Genomic DNA, 21,688 nt, shown 5'->3' with positions numbered 1-21,688 from the left:
AGATGAGATTTCCCATACGTAAGTAGTAAGACACCTCAAAGACTAAGAGGTAGATAGGCTGGGAGTGGAAGAGCCGTGAGGCTTGGAGCGGACCAGTACTAATCAGTCGAGGACTTGACCAAAGCTTAAAGGCAATCAAGGTTTTTTTAGCGGATTATATTTAGTTTTGAGTGTAAAAGCTCACAAGGAAAAGTACGGTGGCAAGAGCAAGAAGGAAACACCTGTAACCATGCCGAACACAGCAGTTAAGCTTCTTCACGCCGAGAGTAGTTGGTGGGAGACTGCCTGCGAGGGTAGGACGCTGCCGTGCTTTTTAGTATTCCGGCTTAGCTCAGTTGGTAGAGCGCTTGACTGTTAATCAAGATGTCGTCAGTTCGAGTCTGACAGCCGGAGTTAATTTGGAGTGTTGTCCGAGTGGCTTAAGGAGCATGATTGGAAATCATGTATATGGGTTAATCCTGTATCGAGAGTTCAAATCTCTCACACTCCGTAAGAAACCCTGTAGTCATAAATAACTACAGGGTCTTTTTTCGCTAATTTTTTAAATTAAAATTTTATATGTATAAAAAACTGCTTTTAGAATCAACTCTAGAAAAGCGCATCGATTTTACCTTCGACGACTTGCTTTTGAAAGTACTGAATTTTTTCAACATTGATATTGCGTAAAAGTTCAATAATTAAGCAGTTATCTGAATTAACACTAATTACAGCTTTTGAAATTTCTTCAAGACTAACATTTTTGAGTAACTTTTGTTGAATCTTGATTGAATCTATTGAAGTTTTTTGTAAATACTTTTCATTTTGAGTGCGGTGCCAAACTGCACAATCAATATTTTGGTTTAAAATTTCAAAAGGTACATTGGAATATTTTACTGGTATGTATTCAGCGTTTGGATATATTTCTTTAGTTAGTATAGATTGGTCATAGGAGCTATCATCTAAACCCACTCTTATGTTTGATACAAGTCTATTTTCTATTCCTTGTTTTTCCAGTAATAGCAATCCATCTTTCTTATAAAAAGTATGGCTATTCAATTTTAATGCTATTTTTAACTTAGGGCTAATTTTTTTTCTATCTTTAGCAGAGGCAAGTGAAGAAACAACAAAATCTTCTTTTGATTTCTTACTTAGAATACGATCAAATCTAATAGCTGAACCATACCCATATACTATAACAAGTGGTATATTTAAATCGTTTAATGCTTCCCTGATCCCCATGGCTAATCCCCGCATTTCTAAGCTAAGCGGTTCAGGAAATAATCCCACAAGATGACGATTTGGCAAAAATCCCCATAGCTTTTTGATATCTTTAGAAATCAAAATCGTTCCATAATGTGGTTGAGCCTTTAGTTTAATGATTTTCTCTTGCTCAAAATCCTTAAGTGCACTTTGAATAGTTCCAGTACCAACCTTTAATTCGTCATGAAGAAAACTAAAAGTCGGTATTTTATCTCCTATCTTGCAGGATAAAAGTATTTCAGCAAGTTTTTGTTGAGTGTGTGCAGTCTTACTCGAAAATATATTAATCGCTCCCATACTATCAATTTTTATTTAATAATCTGATATTTACAACTAAAAATAATATTGAAATCATAAATTTAGAGTTGAACATTATTAAATATCATTATACACCGAATAGTGAATGTCTTTAAAAAAACAAATTATCTATTAGAGTAGTACTTCTAAAATAATATTTTTAATATTTGTTTGATTAATTATACAAAATACTGTATTATGTATTTGAGCAAAAGTAATTTAGATTTATTCTTGTATTGTAAATATGTCTTGTAAAGGGGGTAATTAAGTGAATATATTAAAGGGAGCCATTGATTGGTTTATTGGTCTTGGAGGAACGTATTTTGTTCCAATAGTTATGCTAATTATTGGATTAGTGTGCAAAGCTGGTTTTGCGAAAAGTCTAACAAGCTCATTATTAATTGGAATTGGATTAACGGGTTTGAACTTGATAACTGATTTTTCGGTTCAGGCTATGCAACCAGTAACTAAGGCTTTGTCTATAAGACTACATGCAAACTTTTCAGTAGTTGACATTGGATACGGTAGTGTTACTGCTGCCTGGGGATGGCCAGGAGTTCCTTGGATAATTTTAGGAATTGTCGTTGTGAATATTATTTTAGTAACTTTAAAACTTACTAACACTTTGTGGGTAGACATGTGGAATATTTGGCATGGCTCGGCTCTGGGTGTTATGTTTTGGGCTTTCACTAAAAATTTATTGTTAGGCATTATTGCTGGGATTGTTACTCTTGTAATTTCAATGTTTTTAGCTGATTTTCATGCCAAGAAGTTTCAAGAATTTAATAAACTTGAAGGCGTAACTATTCCTGCGCCATCAGCAACATTTCCTGCAACTTTTGCCTTTTTTATGATGAAAATTATAAACATTATACCTGGGTTAAATAAAATAAAAGCTTCTTCTTCTGATATCAAAAAGAAATTTGGTATTTTTGGTGAAAACAGTGTAGTTGGTGCATTATTAGGAGCAGTAATCGGCTTAATTGCAGGAATAGGTGTCGCCTCGACTATACAATTAGCAATAAAATTAGCAGCTGTGCTTGTAATTTTACCGGCTATGCTTCAATTTGTTGCAGATGGGATTTTACCGATTACCACTAATTTGTCTACTTTTATGAAAGATCGTTTCCAAGGAAGAAAATTAAATATTGCTGTTGATCCAGTAATGTTATTAAAAGATCCATCTGTAATGTCAACAGTAGTTATTATGTATCCAATTGCAATATTTCTTTGTGCTTTCTTACCAGGTAACAATTTTCTTCCAGTTGCAAGCTTAGCCGCTTTACCATATTGGATTGGCGGAATGGCTCCATATACCAAAGGAAATATTGTTTATAACGTCATTTTGACAACTATTTGGATAAGTTTAACAACTATAGCTGCAACTCAACTAGCTCCACTTACAACTCAAGCTGCGCAGATGACTCACGTTCTTAATGGAGTTGTTGGTGGAAAAACGTTAGTTAGTTGCTGGGATGAAGGTGGAAATTTATTGATGTGGATTGTTGTATACTTTTCGAAATTATTAGGATTTGGAAACTAGAAGTTTTAAGTAAGAGGTTAAAAATATGAAGGCTTTACAAATTGTTGATAAAGAGAAAATGGTTCTTAATGAAATTGAGCCACCCCAAATTAAAGATAATGAAGTTTTAATTAAAGTTGCTTTTTGTGGTATATGCGGCTCAGATTTACCGCGCTACTTTCAAGGTGCAGTTCACCAATTTCCTCAAATATTGGGGCATGAATTTTCAGGAACAATAGTAAAAATAGGTAAAAATGTTCAGAGTTTAAAAAAGGGGGAAAGAGTCACTGCTGCACCTTTGACGGTATGTGGTTCATGTGAATATTGTTTAGCGGGATATCCAGAATTATGTGAAAATTATGGCTTTATAGGTTCTCATCAACCAGGAGCTTTAGCTGAATACGTGGCTGTTCCAGAAACAAATATTATTAAATTACCGAGCAACGTAAGTCTTAAAACAGCAGCTTTAGTTGAACCCTTTACGATTGGACTGAGCGCAACACAAAGATTCTCGCTAAAAGTTAATGAAACTGCAGTTATATTTGGCGCAGGAACTATCGGTCTGATGATCTTAACCGCTTTAAGGGCAGAAGGTTTGGGGAAAATTATTATGATCGATATTAATGATAAAAAATTGGATTTTTCCCATAAATTAGGAGCTGACATTACTATAAATTCGTCAAAGACAAATTTGATTGATTATTTTAATGATCATGAATGCCCTACAATTACTTTTGAGGCAATAGGCAATCCAATTACACAAGTGCAAGCCATATTAGTAACTAAAAAAAGAGGAAGGGTAGTATATGTTGGAACTAGTACCCATGATGTTACCTTTAAGGCAAATGAATTTGAAGAAATTTTTCGTAAAGAATTGTTAGTTACTGGTTCAATGATGTCATATTCAGCGCCATTTCCAGGCTATAAATGGCCAGCAGCAATTAGCTTATTAAAACGGCGATTAATTAATTTAGATCAGATGATAACGGCAACTTATTCGTTAGAAGACGGGGCAAAGCCTTTCTATGATCTAACTAAGAAAGATTCAGCTAATATTAAAGTTTTATACCAAATAGGGGGTGAAGAATAATGACAGATGCACTTTTAGGAATTGATATAGGAACATCAAGTTGTAAGTTAACTGCTTTTACTATTGACGGTAAAGTTATTATTTCTGTTAGTGAAAAGTACCCCACTTATTATCCTGCTGAAGGTTGGGTTGAACAGAAGCCTGAAGAATGGTGGCATGCTGTTTGCGAAGCTACTAAGAAAATTGTAAGTAATAAAAAAATGGTAGATGTTACTATCCAGGGAATTGGCGTAGATGGTCAGGGTTGGTCAATGATACCAATTGATTGTAATGGAAAAGTCATTTTTAATAACCCAATTTGGATGGATACAAGAGCTACAGATCTTTGTAATCGGGTAAAAGAAGAAATTGGAGAGGAAAAAATATTTGAAGTCAGTGGTAATCCATTTCAACCCACCTACAGTTTACCTAAACTGTTATGGTTAAAAGAAAACCATCAAGAAATATTTAAAAGAGTTTATAAAGTCCTTCAATCTAATAGTTATATAGTTTATAAATTGACAGGTAAAATAACTCAAGATATTTCACAGGGGTATGGTTTACATTGCTTTGATATGAAAAAAGGTGAATGGAGTGAGGAAATGTGTGACGCGTTCGGTATTCCTTCTACCATTTTTCCTTCAATTTACAATAGCGATGAAGTTGTAGGTCACGTTTCCAGTAAAGCATCAGCTGAAACATGGATGGCAGAAGGGATACCCGTTGTTGCTGGAGGTGTCGATGCCGCCTGTGGTGCTTTAGGCACAGGAGTTATTTCAAATGGGGAAACACAAGAGCAAGGCGGTCAAGCTGAAGGAATGAGCATTTGCTTAAATAAATATATTGCAGATCCACGGCTAATCATGGGTTATCACGTTGTTCCAGGTCACTGGCTCCTTCAAGGAGGCACTGTTGGTGGCGGTGGTGTCATTGATTGGGTAAAAAACAATTTTTGTTTTGAAGAAAAGTCTAATGCACATTATCACGGTACTAGCACATACTATGAAATGGATCAATTGTCTGCACGAGTTCCTGCAGGTTCGGAAGGAGTAATATTCTTACCGTACATGAAAGGTGAACGCTCACCTATTTGGAATCCATATGCTAAAGGTGTTTACTATGGCTTAGATTTTACTAAGACCAGATCTAATATTATTAGGGCTTCGCAAGAAGGAATTGCATACTCACTAAGGCACAATTTAGTTATTGCCGAACAATTAGGTGCTAAGGTAAAAGAGCTGTGGGCAATGGGTGGCTCAGCTAACTCTACTATATTGACACAAATAAAAGCTGATGTAACTGGAAAAATAATTCGTGTTCCTTCATCTGATACTGCCACTACTTTAGGAGCAGCAATTTTAGCTGGTGTTGGTGTCCATGTGTATAAAGATTATGAAGAGGCTAGAGCAAAAACAGTGAGAATTCAAAAAGTATATAAGCCCAATAAAAATAATTTAGAAACCTATAATAAAGGCTTTGCAAAGTACTTAAAATTGTATGAAAGCCTGAAAGGCTTGATGAAATGACATGAGGCGAATACAAATTGATTTTAACTGTAACACTAAATGCTTCGGTTGATATTACATATCTACTTGATAAATTTCAATTAGGGAAGACAAATCGAGCCTTAAATATTACAAAAACTGCAGGTGGTAAAGGTCTAAATGTTACTCGTGTTTTAAATCAAGTTGGTAATAAAGCTGTAGCAACTGGAATTATTGGCGGAACTACTGGTAGTTTTATTAAAAGTCGCTTAAATGAACAAGAAATTAAACATCACTTTTTTGAAATAGACCAAGAGTCAAGAAATAATATTTCTATAATTACTGGTAAATTACAAACTGAAATTTTAGAAGCAGGTCCAAAATTATCATCAGAAACTTACACGAATTTTCTTAACTTTTATCATGAGATTATTAACGATTTTGACACAATAGTCGTTTCAGGTAGTTTACCGCAAGGATTAAATCATGATTATTATAGTAAATTAACTGAAGTTGCTGTAAACGAGGGAAAAAAACTATTACTTGATACTTCCGGTTCAGCTTTAAAAGCTAGTATTTCAAGTTCAATAAAACCAATGCTAATCAAGCCTAACGAACATGAATTGGAAAGCTTGATAAACCGAAAAGTTGAAGTTAAGGATATGGGTGTTTTAAAAAAATATTTGTCTATGCCACTCTTTAACGGAATAGAATGGATTGTTTTAACTTTAGGGTCTGAAGGTGCTCTTGTAAAACATCGTGAATGTTTTTATGAGATTAAGGTACCAAAAATTAATACAATTAATGCCATTGGGTCCGGTGATTCGGTAGTCGCTGGCTTGGCACTTGGTATAGATCAAAATGAATCAACCGAAAAAATTCTTTTACGGTCAATGGCATATGGCGTTTTAAATGCTCTTGATGAACATCCAGGACACTTAAAGCTTGATGAATTAGATGCGATTAAAAATAATATTACTATAAATAGAGTTTAAAAAGGAAATAAAAATGGATTTAATAACGGATAAAGCTGAAAAAAGGAAACATATTAAAGATTGGTGGCCGGCTTCAATGAAGTGGACTGAAGAGCAAATAGATAATCATTTGCCTGCGGGAATTGTCGTTCCAAAATCAGTTGATGAAATTAAACAAGCTGTTAAATATGCTTCTGAGCACAAGCTGGCAATTGTAACATATGGCGGAGCTTCTGGAGTTTTAGGTGGGATAGTTCCTGAGCAACCATCATTAACAGTAGATATGCAAGAGCTGAAGGGAATTATCAATTTTGACGAAAATAACCATTTAGTGACAGCATATGCTGGAACTTTAGGTGGCGAAATCGAAAAGTATTTAAATAAAAAGGGCTATACATTGGGACATTATCCACAATCATTGTATTTAGCTAGTATTGGTGGATTGGTTGCAACCAAATCTGCTGGAACTTTTAGTAGTAAATATGGCAATATTGAAAATATTGTACAAAGCTTGGAAGTGGTTCTTCCAAATGGTGAAATATTTGTTAATAGAAATATTCCTCGTTCAGCAACAGGCCCTTATATTCCTAATCTTTTCGTTGGCTCCGAAGGAACACTTGGAATAATTACTAAAGTTACTTTAAAGATCTGGAAAATACCTGAAACTAAAGAATTTAGAGGTATTGAGTTTGATTCAATTGAGGATGCAATTTTTACGGCGCGTGAATTTTATCGTAGAGATATAGTGCCAGCAGTAGTACGTATCTATAATCCTGCTGAAGCACAAAATTTATATTCAACAATTAACTATCAATCAAATAAAGTTTTGATGATTATAGGCTTGGTTGGTGCGAAGACAATTGTACCAGAAGTATTAAAACAAGTTTTAATTACCGCTAAGAAAAGAACGGGTCATGATTTAGGAGCATCAATAGGAAACAATTGGGAGCGGGATCGCTATAATGCTGCATGGCTCAAAGAAGGAAATGATAGTAATACAAAGATTGCAGATGCAATTGAGGTATCAGGAAATTGGACAATGCTACCAAAAATGTTTCATCTTGTTTCAGAGAGATTGGAAAATAAGGTAGATAAATTATGGGCACATTGTTCTCACTGTTATCCAAGTGGAGCTAATATATATTTTATTATTTTTGCTACTGGTAAAGATGCAGCTGATACTTTAGCTAAGTATAATGAAATTTGGAAAATTGTGATGGATTCAGTTCATGAAGTTGGTGGTTCTGGTGCCCACCATCACGGAATTGGACGTCAGAGGTTGCCATGGTTCAATGAAGAAGTGGGTCCTGTCTCTTTTGATTTATTGAAAAAAATAAAATCAAGCTTTGATCCCAAAGGGATGTTTAATCCAGGTATTTTAAATTTAAAAAATGACGAAAAAGAATAGTCATTATAAAAAGGAGAATTTTATGGTAATTAAATGCACAAATCAAATTGGTAAAGAATTGAGACTAAGTCGCTTCTTGAATCCTAAATCAAAGCGATGTGTAATGGTAGCGTATGCACATGGTATTTTAATCGGACCCAATCCAGGAATGGCTACAAAAGAAGAAATAAAAAGGCAAAATGAAACTTTAAGAGAAGCAGATGCAATTTTGATGCCAATGGGATTTCTTCCCGCATGCCAACAACTGTTTACTGGGAAAAATGCGCCTGAGATGATTGCATTATATGATTGGCAAAATGTTTCAAGATCAAAAAATCAAGTTGGTTATGACGAAGGAGTTGCTGAATCAATTACTTCAATTGAACGCGTCCTTTCAAGTGGAGCAATAGGTGTAATGACTTATCTTTACATTGGACAAGATAATCCTGAGGTTGAAGCCAGAGAAATGAAACGCAACTTTGAAGTAAATGAGCTTTGTCAAAAATACGGGCTCTTGCATATTATTGAACCTAGAACAATTAAAAATAAAGAAAAAGAAGAAGACGGGACTATGAAATTTGATTTAATGAAAATCAATACTCGTATGGCCGCAGAAATTGGTGCTGATTTTATTAAGGTCAAATATCCAGATACGCCAGAACAATTGCAAGAATTGCAAGAAATTTCTACCGCACCATTAATGGTTGCCGGTGGCTCGAAGATTGCTGAATCTAAAGCTGATAAAATGGCTGAAGCTGCTGTTAGTGCAGGAACGGCAGGAATAGTATTTGGCCGTAACATATATCAGTCAAAAGATCCTGTAGCAGCTTTAAGACGCTTCAGAAAAATTGTCCACCAACAATGTTAACTACTTAGAAATTTTATTTATTCAATACTTTTAGTATTAAACTTTAACTCTATATTTAATTAAAGAAGCTGAAGAATAACATGCATAGTTATTTTTTCAGCTTTTTTGTTAGAAATAGCTTCTAATAGGTTAATCTAGAATTTTTTTAAAAAAGTGTAGACATAAAAAGAAACTTATGCTAAATTATTAGAAGTGGTCGAGAGACAACAACAAAATGGAGGATTAGCTCAGCTGGGAGAGCATCTGCCTTACAAGCAGGAGGTCACAGGTTCGAGCCCTGTATCCTCCATAATAATGGTGGTGTGAAGGGAAGTTCGCGCCGCCATTATTTATTGATTTAACTAATAAATTGAATCCTTGCATTTTCTTTCAGAATAGGTATACTATTGAATGTGCTTTGATTCAGAACAATGACCCGTTGGTCAAGTGGTTAAGACATCGCCCTTTCACGGCGGTAACATGGGTTCAAATCCCGTACGGGTCACTTTGGAGGATTAGCTCAGCTGGGAGAGCATCTGCCTTACAAGCAGGAGGTCACAGGTTCGAGCCCTGTATCCTCCATCGTTCTATGGCTACCGAACCTGCGGTAGCCTTTTTTATTATCAATATAATATATAAAAATATAGAACGAAGAGTAAAAATATCGGTTCAAGTCCTGAGAGGATCCTTTAACGGAGATGCCTTGTAACCGAATAGCTATTGTCTATAGGGGGACTATTATGGAAAAACGTTTATTTACTTCAGAATCAGTTTCTGAAGGTCATCCGGATAAAGTTGCTGATCAGATTTCAGATGCAATTTTGGATGCTATTATTGCCAAGGATCCGCAAGCTCATGTTGCTTGCGAGACTATTGTCAATACTGGAATTGTCTATGTTTTTGGAGAAATTTCTACAACTGCATATGTTGACATTCAAAGCATTGTTCGCAAGACTGTTTTGAGAATTGGTTATGATAGACCTGAGCTCGGTTTTGATGGCAATAATTGCGCCGTTTTAATTGATATTGATGAACAATCACCGGATATAGCTCAAGGTGTTGACCATTCACTTGAAACACGTGAAAATCAATCTGATGATGATCAGCTAGATCAAATTGGTGCAGGTGATCAAGGCTTGATGTTCGGCTTTGCAATCAACGAAACGCCTGAATTAATGCCTTTACCAATTTCACTGGCTCACCGCTTAATGCGGCAAGTTGCAAAACTCCGTAAAGATGGCACTTTAACATGGCTTAGGCCTGATGCTAAGGCTCAGGTAACGGTTGAATATGATGAAAAGCAGAAGCCTAAACGGGTTGATACTGTGGTCATTTCTACTCAAACCGATGATAAAGTTTCTAACAAGGAAATTCGTCAGGCTATGATTGATCTGGTGATAAAAAAAGTAATACCTGAAAAGTACCTGGATGAAAAGACCAAGTTTTTGATTAATCCGTCGGGTCGCTTTGTTATTGGCGGACCGAAAGGTGATTCAGGTTTAACTGGCCGCAAAATTATTGTTGATACTTACGGCGGCTATGCTCGTCACGGTGGCGGTGCATTTTCTGGCAAAGATCCAACAAAAGTTGATCGTAGTGCCAGCTATGCGGCAAGATATGTAGCCAAGAATATAGTTGCTGCAGGCCTAGCTGAACGTTGTGAAGTTCAATTGGCTTATGCAATTGGTGTTGCTCATCCTGTATCAGTTATGATCGATACGGCAGAAACGGGAAAAGTTAGCGATGACCTATTAACCAAAGCTGTCCGTAAAGTTTTTGATTTACGTCCAGCCGGTATTATAAAAATGCTGAATCTTAGACGACCGATTTACGAGCAAACGGCAGCTTATGGTCATTTTGGCCGGACAGATATAGATTTACCATGGGAAAAGACCGATAAAGTTCAAGAATTGTTAGACTTTGTTAACGAAAATAAGTAATTTTTTTCATAAGTAAGGGAGTTGTAATTTTGAAGAAAACAAATGTACGAGTAGTAATGATTGCGATTTTTATGACCACATTTATGACTGCTATTGAAGGTACGATCGTTTCTACTGCAATGCCAACAATTGTTTCTGATCTAAATGGGTTGGAAATTATGAATTGGGTTGTTTCAATATTTTTGTTTATGACCGCTGTATCAACTCCTTTATATGGCAAATTAGCAGACAGTGTTGGACGTAAACCAATTTTTTTGTTTGGAATAGCATTATTTGTTATTGGGTCTGCACTTTGCGGCCAAGCTCAAAATATGGTTGAACTGATTTTATTCCGTGTTATTCAAGGATTGGGTTCCGGAGCAGTTCAGCCGGTCGCTATGACAATCATTGCTGATTTATACAGTATTGAAAAAAGAACAAAAATGTTAGGCCTCAATTCAGGATTTTGGGGCGTAGCTTCAGTCATTGCCCCATTACTAGGTGGCTTTATTGTGCAAAACCTTTCGTGGCACTGGGTTTTTTATATTAATGTGCCAATAGGGATCATTGCATTACTATTAATTATCTTTTTCCTAAAGGAACCCAAAAATAAGAAAAAATCAAAACTTGATATTAAGGGAACATTTTGGTTAATAGTTTTACTTTTGACTTTGATGTTCACATTGCAAGATTTGGGAACAATCAAACCGCTTGTTTTAGCCGCTCTAGTCGCTTTAATCGCTATCAGTGCTGTTATCTTCTATCATGAAGAAAAACGCGCAGAAGACCCAATAATGCCACTATCAATGCTAAAGGGCAGAGAGTTCTTAGCTGTAAATATGATTACGCTGTTAGTCGCCGGTGTAGTTATTGGCTTCGAATTTTATATTCCAACTTGGATGCAGGGCATTAATGGTACATCTGCTACAATTGCCGGTTTTGCAGTGACCCCAAGCTCTGTAATGTGGGTTGTAGGATCATTTTTAATTGGCGGTATGTTAAGCCGTTGGGGTGTTAAGAAAACTTTCTTTGGCTTATTAGCAGTGTTGTTAGTGGCAGATTGTATGTTGCTGATTGTGCCGATACACACGCCGTTTTGGGTATTCTGTGTGATTGCCACCTTAAATGGCTTTTCCTTTGGGGGAGTTTTAACTGCTTCACAGGTGCGCTCACAAGTTTTAGTTTCTAAAGAAAATATCGGTGTAGCCACTTCTTTTAACACCTTGATGAGATATTTAGGTCAAACCATGATGGTATCAATTTTTGGTATTACCTTTAATACCATTGTGGCAAACCAACTTGCTAAACATCCCAACTTGACACAAGGTATGATGAATAAAATTGTTTCGTCAGCTAAGGCTCAAGAACTGGCTGCAAACTTAGTACCTCAATTAAGACAAGTGCTGTTTAGTGCTTTAAAGGGTGTTTACTTCGTTTCACTTGTTGCAATTATTATCTCTGTTATTTTTAACTGTATTTATCAAAAAGCAGATAGTAATAATTAATAATACAAAATTTGAATAATACCGCTGGAAGAATTGTCCAGCGGTTTTTTGCTTAAAAATATCTTCCGCAGTAGAAATATCTTTTCTTAAAAATTATAATTAATACTATTAAAAATAAAATTTAACGGGAGCAGTAAAAATGGTAAGGGAAATTACAAATTGGCGTTCCTTAGGCGGGAATGTTGGCGCTGACGGAAGAAAGGTCAAAGATGGACTTTTATTTAGGTGTGGCCAGCTATATAATCTAACCGCCTACCAAAAAGAACAGGTTCAGAATAAATATCAAATTAGGAGAGTTTTTGATTTTAGGGGTGAGGAAGAAAGAAAACAATATCCGGATTACTTGTGGTCAGGATTAGATTATGTTGTAATTGATGTTTTAAAAGACGCTCAAGTTAATCAGGCAAGTGTAGATGAAATTATTTCTGCTAACAATCAAGCTGAAGAGGATATGCTTACCACCTATGAAGAATTAGCACTCCAAAATTCAGCACAAAAAGGCTATCACCAGTTTTTGCTGACACTAATAAATGATCCGGTGCCGACTGCCTTTCACTGTTTTGCTGGTAAAGATCGTACGGGTGTGGCAGCGGCTTTGATTTTGAAAAGTCTGGGAGTAAGTGATGAGCAAATTTTTGCTGATTACTTAAAAACCATTAAGGCTAGAAAACAAGAAAATCAAGCAATTTTGGATTACTTGAGAGACCAATTAACCTGTTCCCAATTAGAAGATGTGGCTGTGGCTTTAACTGTGCAAAAATCCTATTTAGAAAGATATTTTAAGGCTATTAAGCAAAATTATGGTGATTTTGACAACTATTTGATTAAAGGGTTGGATCTGCCGCTTGATTTTAAAACTAAAATGAGACAAATTTATTTAGAATAAAAAGCAATTATAAAATAAGAGTTTGGGAGGAATGAAGTGCCCTAGTTTAAAGATTCACACCGAAATTTTCCCAAACTCTTTTGCTTTTAATTTATTTGACTATTTTTACCTAATTTCTTCATCTGCCTTGAAAGCCATGGCCATGAAAAATTGAGGATTGTGAGCATGACAATTGAGACTATCAGAACTCTGCAACCAAAAGCAAAATGCAGCTGCGGGTTGTTAAATTTGGTTGCTAAGTTTCCAGTTGCCACCTGAGTTGAAAGCAGGTAAGTCATTGGTATGTATTGCACAACTGCGGTTTTAGTCATTCCCCCAACACCAGAGGTTGATTGTAAAATAAATGGTAAAATTGCACCACCTAACAGTATGAATAGTGCTAAGAAAAGACAACTTAATTGATTACGGGTAATTTGAGCTAAAAGCTGTACCAAAAGCACGATGAAGATGCATGCCAAGGTAGATAAAGCAAGCGCTGGCTTTAGCCAAACAGAAAGTGGTTGATAAGTATTTTTGAGCATTCCTGGCAATATAACTCCTTGAATTGGATAGGAAAGTGCGCCACTACCGAAAAGTAAACTGCAAAATCCCCAGATTAAAAGACAGATGAAAAGAGTTAGTAAAAAAGCAATTAGTAATCCTAAAATGATATCTAGAGTTACACTGTGCTTATTTGGTAACAATACGGCACGATTTAAATGATCAACATACTTTGATGCGAAAATATTACATAATATAAAACAAAGCATGACGATGATCATTGCAGGCAGAAAACCTTCCGAAAGTTTAAATAAGAATAACCAACCTTGTTTGGGATGTTGTTCATTTTGTTCCGGTAAATTGGCTTGCTTTAGAGCATGCAAGCGGGCATTTTTCTGCTTAATTTCTTGTCTAAGTTCAGCCCCACCAATTTTGACTTGTGCTGCTTGCCTGTTGTTTTGACGAATCATCAATTCATAAGCATGATCCCAATTTTCATTATCTAGGGCTTTTAATATTTGCCGCTCATTTCTATTTTGATTTTTAACCGGGGGTAAATTAGCTTGGGCTTGTTTCTGCTGGCTTAAATCTTGACTTATTTGGTAACGGATTGAAGTTTGATCACCTTTTAAAGCATTATAGCCTAGAATAAATCCCGCACATATTAGCACTATACTTAAAATTAGCCAGGTCAAGGTATTTTTAAATACCTTTTTAAATTGTAATTCGAAATAGGCCATAGCTTTATCCCCGAACTAACTGGTGGTGCTTTAATGTCAAAGTATCATCAACAATTCCTGCTACTTCATCTTGATAATGAGAAGCCATAATAATAAGCTTGTTTTGCTTTGCTAAATTAGCCAATTCCTGATAAAGAGTTTGCCGGCTATCACTGTCAAGGCCATTATTAATTTCATCCATTAGTAAGTACTGGGCATCGCTTAACTCATAAAGGGCAACCACCAATTTTTGCTTCATCCCCAATGAATATTTTCTAATTGCAGTTTTTACATAATTATTCATTTCCCAGCGGTTTATGATATCTTGTAGATCCAGGTTTGAATGCCACTCGTTTTTAACAAATTGCATATAATCGAACCCCGAAAGATTTTTGTCAAACCAGTCAGAAGTTTCGAGGTAAAAAACCTGGCTTTTGACGTTAGCAAAAGGCTTGCCGTCAAACAAGACTTGGCCTGAACTTGGCGCCAGTAAGCTGACCATAGTTCTGAGGACACTGGTTTTACCAGTGCCGTTAAGTGCATGAAGCATGTATATTTTGCCATTTTGAAAGTTAAAATTGGCATTTTTGAGTATGGGTTCGCGTAATGTAAGGCTTAAATCTCTAATTTCAATCATCTTGTTTTCCTCCCTTTCTGGGCTTTTCGTGCTGTGAGGTAGTTTAAAAATAACAGAATAATAATTCCTAGGGCTAAAACTAGCATGCCATTAGTAAAATTAACTTGCGGATAAGTAACTAATTTAGTTTCATCAGCAAAGACATAGGCATTACTGATGCCAAACATACCATCGACTGGTTGTAAGGAGAAAAAATAGCTCATGGGGATGAATTGGGCAAAATTTCTCGCTGCTACTACGTATTGTGGGAGAACCATACCACCAACTAATATCAGAACAGAAATGAATAATGCCAACAGACGGTTTTTAAATACTTGTACGAAAAGCAAAACCACACTTGCAATGAACATAAAGCTAAATAATTCTAAAATTAAAGTAGGGCAAAACAACTGATACATTGGAATGAAGATATTCCGTTTAGCTACTGCGTCTATGCCCATCATCGGATATTTAAAGTTACCAGTCCCGAAAAATATACTCGGAATAATAAAAAGCAATAGAAATGCTGCTAAGAAATAACCGAATCCAATTAACGAACCAGCGCCAAATTCAATCAGCAAATGATTTTTTTGCGGTAAAAGATTTGCTAGACGCATTCGTTCATAAAAACCGGACGAATATAACTTGATCAGAATAAAAATTACGGCTAAAACTGCTAAAGGTGGTAAGACTTCCTGCATCATTTCTAATATAAAAAATCCGCCCTTAACAGAATAGTGCTCATTTTCTTCTGGTAAGTTATTTCGTTTCAGATACTGTAATTTTTGAATATTACTTTCAATTGCCAGTATATTATCTTTACTGGCATTATTACGTTTTGCATCAGCAAGATTGTATTTTTCTTGCTTTATTATGATTTGATAAGCCTGCTGCCACCTATTTGTTTGAATTGCTTTAATTAAGGTCTTAAATTCTTTCATAGAAGACTTATTTTCAGCCAGATCCAGTTCAATTTGCCGGCGGGCTGTTTTGGTCAAATTAGCTTTTTGTAACTGTTTTTGATAATATCTGACATTTTTCTCTTCCAGAGCTATATTTTCTTTAGCTTCTATTATGCGCGGATTAATATAGCGCGAATTGTAGTTTTTTATCCAAAAATAAAAACATCCGAGTAAAATGGCTAAAAGGCTAATCCAGGTAAATTTACTTTTGAGCACCTGTTTGATTTGTAACTTAAAATATGGCATTTTTCTCACCTCTTTATATAAAAATTAAAAAGATAGTTTAGACGTTTTAAGATAATATTGATAAAGTTAACTTGTTTTTATTCCTTTTTGTGCTTTTTCGGCGACAAAGTAATTTAGAAGCAAAAGAATTAATATTCCTACTAGTAAAACAATTACACCGTTAGTAAAATTTACTTGCGGATAAGTTACCAATTTCGTTTCATCTGCGATGACATAGGAATTACTGATACCAAACATGCCATTCACTGGTTGTAAAGCAAAGAAGTAGCTCATCGGAATGAACTGAGCAAAACTCCGTTCAGCTACTATGTATTGTGGGATAACCATACCTCCAACCAATACCAGTACAGAAAAAAGTAACGCAATAATAGGATTCTTAAAAAACTGAACGAAAAATAACACCATGCCTGAGATAAAGATAAAACTTAACAATTCTAACATTAAAATTGGCAACAAGAGTTGATGCATTGGAATAAAAATATATTCTTTAGTCACAGGGTTCATGCCCGCAATTGGATAGTTAAAATTGCCAGTTCCGGCAAAAAGACTAGGTATCAAAAAAATCAACAAGAAGGTAACAAGAAAATAACAGAAACCCATTAAAGAACCAGTAGAAAATTCGCTTAATACCAATCTGTTTTGCGGTAATAAGTTGCCTAACCTCATACGGTCAAAGTAATCACTTGCAAATATTTTTACCAGAACAAAAATAACGGCTAGGACTACAAGTATAGGTAAGAATTGTTCCATAACAAAAATAAGAAAAAAACCGCCTTTTACTGGATTAATAGTCTGTTCTTTTGGTAAATATTGTTTGGCTAATGTTTGCAGTTCCAATAAATCACGTTTACTTATAGCAACGGCTTCACTATTCGAGCCATTTTTCTTAGCATCAGCAAGCCAAAATTTGGCTTCTTTAATCATGATCGGATAGGCTTTTTGCCAATCTTTGGACTGGAGGGCCTTAATGAGTTTTTGTTTTTCAGCTATATCTGATTGTGAACCCTTTAGACTTTTTCTTATTTGCTTCTTATTGTCCTCATCTAATTTTTTCTGTTTGAGTTCTTTTTGAAAATATATGACGTTTTTCTTTTGAATAGCTACATTAGCTTTTGCAGTACTAAGTTCCATACTGTCAGACTTGCTAGCATAATAATTCTTTGTCCAAAAAGAGAGGCAACCTACTAGAATAGCTATCAGACTAATCCAGGTAAATTTACTTTTGAGCATTTGCTTAACTTTTAACTTCATGTACGGCATTTTTCGTCACCTCTTAATCTAGGTTTAAAAAAACTGCTAGATTAAAATTATTGATCTAGCAGTTTTTATGACTTCAATATTAAAATTAATGTCACGGCACTAACACGGTACCTTTTAAGTGTCAACATTTAATTACTTGATGATATAATATTATTTCCTTTTTTGCAATCAAAAATTCATATAATATTTATTATCCAAAGGGTAAATTTAATTAATAAAATTGAAAAATTAATAAGTAGTTAAACTTTTGTTTTAAAATTACTAGCTGACTTTAAAGCAAAAATGCGTTAAATTTGTATATATAATTTGTATTTTTGTTAAGGAGAAAAAATGAAACGTGACGATTATATCAAAGCATTAAATCTTGAACCTCACCAAGAAGGGGGTTGGTTCAGGCAAGTATATGCGAGTGATAAGCAGTTTTATGATGAAGATAGTAAAGCAGAACGGTTTTATTATACATCCATCTATTTTTTGCTTGATGACACAAGTTGTTCTCACTTTCACCGTTTGAATCATGATGAAATGTGGTATTACCATGACGGTGAAGCGATTACTATTCACTGTATTACTCCAGAAGGTAAATATTCAGCCGTTAAATTGGGTAAAAATGTTTCTGCTGGTGAAAGAATGCAATTTAGAGTTCCGAAGAATACCATTTTTGCTTCGGAAGTTGTAAAACCAGATAGTTTTTGTTTAGTAAGCTGTGTAGTTTCGCCAGGATTTGATTATCACGACTTTGAACTGCTTAAAAAGGGAGATTTACTCAAACAATATCCGGCATACAAAAAGGTCATTGAGCGGTTAGCGCTGGATTAATATAATTTTGACATAAAAAAGGATTCAAAACTTTAAATCAGTTTGAATCCTTTTACTTAGTATAAATTGCTTTGTGCTCTTTGACTTTCTAAATAATAATGGTAAAGAAAGGAGTATCCAATTAAGAGAAATGCGATTCCCTCTAGAAAACCCCCAATTACGTCAGATGGATAATGGACATGAATGAAAATTCTGGTGTAACCAATTAATATTGGAAAACAAGCCCAAACAAGACATAAGACAGTTTTAGCAGCTTTATTTTTGATTAATAAAATTGTTAGAACAATTAAAATTCCAAATAAAGTAGCACTGCCAACAGAGTGACCTGAGGGAAAACTGTAACCATGTGCAGCAACAAGATGTTCAGTAAGTGGTCTGTGCCTTGCAATAGCATGCTTGATGATCCAATTATAGCCATTAGCACCTATCATGGTTCCTGCAGTAAAAACAGCACATGCAAATCTTTTTCTAAGTGCTAAAACAATCACCAAAATTATAGTTTCAATTGTGATTACATTTGTATTTCCTAAATTAGTAAAAGTTGTCGCAAACTTGATTATAATAGGATTATTGTTGCAGATAATATTAATCACTGATTGGTCAAAATTGTGAATAAATTGATTTTCAGAAGCAACTAAAATTGCCCAGATAGCGTACAAAATCAAAAATATGGTCGCAGGTATTATCGTGTCTCTCTTTGTTTGTATCGTTTTGTTCAAAAATTTTCTCCCCTTGTTTTTTTTTGCATTTGTGGTAAATTATAATCATTATTGGTCAAAAAATAAAGATCAGGAACTAGTAGCAGTTTTATTTTTCTATAGAGAAAAGTCGGTTGGTGCAAGACTAGAAAAAAGATTGTGAACTGAGCCTGGAACAATTCTAACGTTTGCTATCCGCGTTAAGGGGCAAGAAGTGTCACGCTTTCGGCGTGGAACTTAGGTGGTACCGCGATTATTCGTCCTATGAAAGAATTTCATAGGACTTTTTTTATGAGGTAAAAATATGTACAATCACAAAGTTGTTGAAAAAAAATGGCAGGATTACTGGGAAAAAAATCAAACTTTTAAAACAGGTAATGATCCCAAAAAGAAGAATTTTTATGTTTTAGATATGTTTCCTTTTCCATCTGGTAAGGGACTTCACGTAGGACACCCCGAAGGGTACACAGCAACAGATACCATTGCAAGGATGAAACGTAGCCAAGGCTATAATGTACTGCACCCAATGGGCTGGGATGCTTTTGGCCTTCCGACTGAACAGTATGCTCTTCAGACTGGGCAAGACCCGGCAGTTGTTACTACTGAAAATATTGCCAATTTCAAACGGCAGCTCAATACTCTAGGATTCTCATATGACTGGAACAGGGAACTGGCAACTTGCGATCCTAAATACTACAAGTGGACCCAATGGACATTTGAACAAATGTATAAAAATGGTTTGGCCTATGAAGCGGAAGCACCGGTTAACTGGTCACCTGATTTAGGTACAGTTGTTGCTAACGAAGATATTGTTGATGGTAAGACTGAACGCGGTGGTTATCCTATATATCGGCGCAACATGAAGCAATGGATGCTGAGAATAACTAAATATGCAGATCGTCTTCTTGCCGGTTTGGATAATCTTGACTGGCCAGAAAATATTAAAGAAATGCAACGTAACTGGATTGGGCGGTCAGTAGGTGCCCAAATTACTTTTAAGGTTAAAAATTCTAATGAAACATTTGATGTCTTTAGTACCCGACCAGATACTTTATTTGGCGCAACCTATGCTGTTTTAGCTCCTGAAAATAAATTAGTCCAAAAAATTATGACCGCTGGTCAAAAAGATGAAGTTAACGCTTATATTAAGCAAATTGAATCTAAGTCCGACCTTGAAAGAACAGATTTAAATAAAACCAAAACTGGGGTCTTTACTGGCGCTTACGCCATTAACCCCGTAAACAACAAAGAAATTCCAATTTGGATTGCTGATTATGTTCTTGCTAGCTATGGGACTGGTGCCGTAATGGCTGTACCAGCTCATGACACCCGTGACTATGAGTTCGCTCGGAAATTCAATTTGCCTATTAAACCAGTTATTAAGGGCGGAGATGTTGCACAAGAAGCATATACTGGTGACGGCCCGCATATAGATTCAGAGTTTTTAAATGGACTTAACAATGCAGAAGCAAAGGATAAAATCGTTGGGTGGCTTACTGAACACCACGCTGGAGAAAAAAAGGTTAATTACAAGTTACGTGACTGGGAATTTAGTCGTCAGCGTTATTGGGGTGAACCAATTCCAGTAATTCACTGGGAAGATGGAGAAACTACATTGGTTCCAGAAGATGAATTACCGCTTGTTTTACCTCATGCTACTGACATTAAGCCGTCAGGTACACCTGAAAGTCCATTGGTAAACTTGAAGGACTGGGTAAATGTAGTTGACAAGAATGGCCGCAAGGGTAAAAGAGAAACTAATACCATGCCTAATTGGGCAGGTTCATCATGGTATTTCTTACGCTTTGTTGATCCACATAATGACAATAAGCTGGCTGATTACGAAATGCTAAAGAAGTGGATGCCAGTTGACCTTTATATTGGTGGCGCAGAACATGCTGTCCGGCACCTGCTTTATGCCAGATTCTGGAATATGGTATTGTATGACTTAGGTGTTGTTCCTAATGAAGAACCATTCCAAAGACTATTCAATCAAGGATTAATTCTGAAAGATCATGATAAAATGTCCAAATCAAAAGGCAATGTAGTTAATCCTGATGATGTCATTGATGAGTATGGTGCAGACAGTCTTAGAATGTATGAAATGTTCATGGGACCCCTTGATGCATCTATTGACTGGGATGATAATGGTCCTGCTTCAACCAAAAAGTTCTTAGACAGAGTTTGGCGTCTGTTCGTTAATGATTTGGATCTTAAAGCCATACCACAAGAAAATATTGTGGCTGAAAACGATGGCACTTTAGATAAAATTTATAACGAAACTGTTAAAAAAGTAACTGAAGATTTTGATGACTTACATTTCAATACTGCAATTTCTCAATTAATGGTCTTTGTTAATGCTGCGCAAAAAGCAAAAACGATTCCAAGAAAATATGCGGAAGGTTTCATTACGCTTTTAGCCCCAATCGCTCCTCACATGATGGAAGAAATCTGGCAAATCTTTGGTCATGAGCAATCCGTAACTTTTGCCAAATGGCCAACCTATGATTCAGCCAAACTGGTTGAATCAACAGTCGAAATCATGGTGCAAGTAAATGGCAAGCTGCGTGGCAATTTTAAGGCGGCTGTTGACATGGATAAAGATCAAGCTCAAAAACAAGCATTGGCATTGCCTCACGTCCAGAAATTTTTAGAAGGCAAAGATATTAAAAAGGTCATTGTTGTACCAAATAAGATTGTCAATATTGTAGCTAAATAAAGTTAATTTTTCCTAAAGTGCAAAGTATATTTGTTGTTAA

17 protein-coding genes, 5 tRNA genes, 2 rRNA genes, 1 riboswitch and 1 other annotated feature are annotated in these 21,688 nt (G+C 35.5%); of the genes, 18 read left to right on the top strand and 6 right to left on the bottom strand.

Annotated elements, in window-relative coordinates:
- The 4 genes from GYV61_RS08150 to GYV61_RS08135 all read left to right on the top strand — a co-directional run.
- A 23S ribosomal RNA gene (locus GYV61_RS08150) occupies nt 1-122 on the top strand; the annotation flags it as partial.
- A 71-nt stretch (nt 123-193) separates the two neighbouring features.
- Nucleotides 194-310, top strand: a 5S ribosomal RNA gene (rrf, locus tag GYV61_RS08145).
- Between the two features lie 10 nt (nt 311-320).
- Nucleotides 321-393: transfer RNA gene (locus tag GYV61_RS08140), tRNA-Asn, on the top strand.
- Nucleotides 394-400: 7 nt separating this feature from the next.
- Nucleotides 401-490 (top strand) — tRNA-Ser (locus tag GYV61_RS08135).
- Nucleotides 491-588: 98 nt separating this feature from the next.
- On the opposite strand, the gene GYV61_RS08130 is transcribed toward GYV61_RS08135, so the two are convergent.
- Nucleotides 589-1,536 carry a YhfZ family protein gene (locus GYV61_RS08130; RefSeq protein WP_174795438.1) on the bottom strand — a complete coding sequence of 316 codons (948 nt, stop codon included), beginning with the start codon at nt 1,534-1,536 and terminating at the stop codon, nt 589-591.
- Nucleotides 1,537-1,804: 268 nt separating this feature from the next.
- Here GYV61_RS08130 and GYV61_RS08125 point away from each other — a divergent pair, with 268 nt between their 5' ends.
- From GYV61_RS08125 to GYV61_RS08070, 12 genes are all read left to right on the top strand, one after another.
- Nucleotides 1,805-3,079 carry a PTS transporter subunit IIC gene (locus GYV61_RS08125; protein ID WP_174795437.1) on the top strand — a complete coding sequence of 425 codons (1,275 nt, stop codon included), beginning with the start codon at nt 1,805-1,807 and terminating at the stop codon, nt 3,077-3,079.
- Between the two features lie 25 nt (nt 3,080-3,104).
- Nucleotides 3,105-4,148, top strand: a complete 1,044-nt coding sequence (locus tag GYV61_RS08120) for a galactitol-1-phosphate 5-dehydrogenase (protein WP_174795436.1) — start codon at nt 3,105-3,107, stop codon at nt 4,146-4,148.
- Nucleotides 4,148-5,653, top strand: coding sequence for a xylulokinase (locus GYV61_RS08115; protein ID WP_174795435.1), 1,506 nt, complete (start codon nt 4,148-4,150; stop codon nt 5,651-5,653). Before GYV61_RS08120 ends, GYV61_RS08115 begins: the two co-directional genes overlap by 1 nt.
- 17 nt (nt 5,654-5,670) lie before the next feature.
- A complete protein-coding gene (locus GYV61_RS08110) occupies nt 5,671-6,606 on the top strand; it encodes a hexose kinase (protein ID WP_174795434.1) in 936 nt (311 codons plus the stop codon).
- Nucleotides 6,607-6,619: 13 nt separating this feature from the next.
- On the top strand, nt 6,620-7,993 hold the full coding sequence (locus GYV61_RS08105) for an FAD-binding oxidoreductase (protein ID WP_174795433.1): 1,374 nt from the start codon (nt 6,620-6,622) through the stop codon (nt 7,991-7,993).
- 22 nt (nt 7,994-8,015) lie between these two features.
- A complete protein-coding gene (locus GYV61_RS08100; RefSeq protein WP_174795432.1) occupies nt 8,016-8,840 on the top strand; it encodes a class I fructose-bisphosphate aldolase in 825 nt (274 codons plus the stop codon).
- Between the two features lie 216 nt (nt 8,841-9,056).
- Nucleotides 9,057-9,129, top strand: a tRNA-Val gene (locus GYV61_RS08095).
- A gap of 123 nt (nt 9,130-9,252) precedes the next feature.
- A tRNA-Glu gene (locus GYV61_RS08090) sits at nt 9,253-9,324 on the top strand.
- Nucleotides 9,325-9,328: 4 nt separating this feature from the next.
- A tRNA-Val gene (locus GYV61_RS08085) sits at nt 9,329-9,401 on the top strand.
- A gap of 80 nt (nt 9,402-9,481) precedes the next feature.
- A riboswitch (SMK box riboswitch) is annotated at nt 9,482-9,562 on the top strand.
- Nucleotides 9,560-10,759, top strand: coding sequence for a methionine adenosyltransferase (metK, locus tag GYV61_RS08080; RefSeq protein ID WP_174795431.1), 1,200 nt, complete (start codon nt 9,560-9,562; stop codon nt 10,757-10,759). It overlaps the preceding riboswitch by 3 nt.
- Before the next feature lie 29 nt (nt 10,760-10,788).
- On the top strand, nt 10,789-12,243 hold the full coding sequence (locus GYV61_RS08075; RefSeq protein WP_174795430.1) for an MDR family MFS transporter: 1,455 nt from the start codon (nt 10,789-10,791) through the stop codon (nt 12,241-12,243).
- Nucleotides 12,244-12,382: 139 nt separating this feature from the next.
- Nucleotides 12,383-13,129 carry a tyrosine-protein phosphatase gene (locus GYV61_RS08070; RefSeq protein ID WP_110446327.1) on the top strand — a complete coding sequence of 249 codons (747 nt, stop codon included), beginning with the start codon at nt 12,383-12,385 and terminating at the stop codon, nt 13,127-13,129.
- Between the two features lie 86 nt (nt 13,130-13,215).
- Here the strand turns inward: GYV61_RS08070 and GYV61_RS08065 are convergent, their stop codons facing one another.
- The 4 genes from GYV61_RS08065 to GYV61_RS08050 form a co-directional block, all read right to left on the bottom strand.
- Nucleotides 13,216-14,349: a hypothetical protein gene (locus GYV61_RS08065; protein WP_174795429.1), complete on the bottom strand. Its 1,134-nt coding sequence runs from the start codon at nt 14,347-14,349 to the stop codon at nt 13,216-13,218.
- Between the two features lie 4 nt (nt 14,350-14,353).
- Nucleotides 14,354-14,965: an ATP-binding cassette domain-containing protein gene (locus GYV61_RS08060; RefSeq protein WP_174795428.1), complete on the bottom strand. Its 612-nt coding sequence runs from the start codon at nt 14,963-14,965 to the stop codon at nt 14,354-14,356.
- On the bottom strand, nt 14,962-16,152 hold the full coding sequence (locus tag GYV61_RS08055) for a hypothetical protein (RefSeq protein WP_174795427.1): 1,191 nt from the start codon (nt 16,150-16,152) through the stop codon (nt 14,962-14,964). Before GYV61_RS08055 ends, GYV61_RS08060 begins: the two co-directional genes overlap by 4 nt.
- A gap of 66 nt (nt 16,153-16,218) precedes the next feature.
- Nucleotides 16,219-17,412 (bottom strand): hypothetical protein, encoded by a 1,194-nt coding sequence (locus GYV61_RS08050; protein ID WP_174795426.1) that lies wholly within the window; start codon nt 17,410-17,412, stop codon nt 16,219-16,221.
- Between the two features lie 330 nt (nt 17,413-17,742).
- On the opposite strand from GYV61_RS08050, the gene GYV61_RS08045 reads away from it, so the two are divergent.
- Complete coding sequence (locus GYV61_RS08045) at nt 17,743-18,231, top strand: cupin domain-containing protein (RefSeq protein ID WP_110446322.1); 489 nt, start codon at nt 17,743-17,745, stop codon at nt 18,229-18,231.
- Between the two features lie 56 nt (nt 18,232-18,287).
- Here GYV61_RS08045 and GYV61_RS08040 read toward each other — a convergent pair whose 3' ends face one another.
- On the bottom strand, nt 18,288-18,950 hold the full coding sequence (locus tag GYV61_RS08040) for a phosphatase PAP2 family protein (protein WP_238786769.1): 663 nt from the start codon (nt 18,948-18,950) through the stop codon (nt 18,288-18,290).
- A 56-nt stretch (nt 18,951-19,006) separates the two neighbouring features.
- Nucleotides 19,007-19,197: a binding site (T-box leader), on the top strand.
- A gap of 36 nt (nt 19,198-19,233) precedes the next feature.
- Between GYV61_RS08040 and leuS the strand changes: the two genes are divergently transcribed.
- Nucleotides 19,234-21,648 carry a leucine--tRNA ligase gene (gene leuS, locus GYV61_RS08035; protein ID WP_174795425.1) on the top strand — a complete coding sequence of 805 codons (2,415 nt, stop codon included), beginning with the start codon at nt 19,234-19,236 and terminating at the stop codon, nt 21,646-21,648.
- The last annotated feature ends 40 nt before the right edge of the window (nt 21,649-21,688 follow it).

The sequence above is a fragment of the Lactobacillus melliventris genome, assembly GCF_013346935.1.
Classification (GTDB): Bacteria; Bacillota; Bacilli; order Lactobacillales; family Lactobacillaceae; genus Lactobacillus.
The sequence above is the reverse complement of the archived record's forward strand: the minus strand, read 5'-3'. Positions and strand labels throughout refer to the sequence as shown.

Excerpts from the sequence above, each read along its gene's own strand:
- GYV61_RS08130 (WP_174795438.1), bottom strand. The coding sequence starts at position 1,536 with ATGGGAGCGATTAATATATTTTCGAGTAAGACTGCACACACTCAACAA.
- GYV61_RS08120 (WP_174795436.1), top strand. The coding sequence starts at position 3,105 with ATGAAGGCTTTACAAATTGTTGATAAAGAGAAAATGGTTCTTAATGAA.
- GYV61_RS08115 (WP_174795435.1), top strand. The coding sequence starts at position 4,148 with ATGACAGATGCACTTTTAGGAATTGATATAGGAACATCAAGTTGTAAG.
- GYV61_RS08105 (WP_174795433.1), top strand. The coding sequence starts at position 6,620 with ATGGATTTAATAACGGATAAAGCTGAAAAAAGGAAACATATTAAAGAT.
- GYV61_RS08100 (WP_174795432.1), top strand. The coding sequence starts at position 8,016 with ATGGTAATTAAATGCACAAATCAAATTGGTAAAGAATTGAGACTAAGT.
- metK (WP_174795431.1), top strand. The coding sequence starts at position 9,560 with ATGGAAAAACGTTTATTTACTTCAGAATCAGTTTCTGAAGGTCATCCG.
- GYV61_RS08070 (WP_110446327.1), top strand. The coding sequence starts at position 12,383 with ATGGTAAGGGAAATTACAAATTGGCGTTCCTTAGGCGGGAATGTTGGC.
- GYV61_RS08065 (WP_174795429.1), bottom strand. The coding sequence starts at position 14,349 with ATGGCCTATTTCGAATTACAATTTAAAAAGGTATTTAAAAATACCTTG.
- GYV61_RS08060 (WP_174795428.1), bottom strand. The coding sequence starts at position 14,965 with ATGATTGAAATTAGAGATTTAAGCCTTACATTACGCGAACCCATACTC.
- GYV61_RS08055 (WP_174795427.1), bottom strand. The coding sequence starts at position 16,152 with ATGCCATATTTTAAGTTACAAATCAAACAGGTGCTCAAAAGTAAATTT.
- GYV61_RS08050 (WP_174795426.1), bottom strand. The coding sequence starts at position 17,412 with ATGCCGTACATGAAGTTAAAAGTTAAGCAAATGCTCAAAAGTAAATTT.
- GYV61_RS08045 (WP_110446322.1), top strand. The coding sequence starts at position 17,743 with ATGAAACGTGACGATTATATCAAAGCATTAAATCTTGAACCTCACCAA.
- leuS (WP_174795425.1), top strand. The coding sequence starts at position 19,234 with ATGTACAATCACAAAGTTGTTGAAAAAAAATGGCAGGATTACTGGGAA.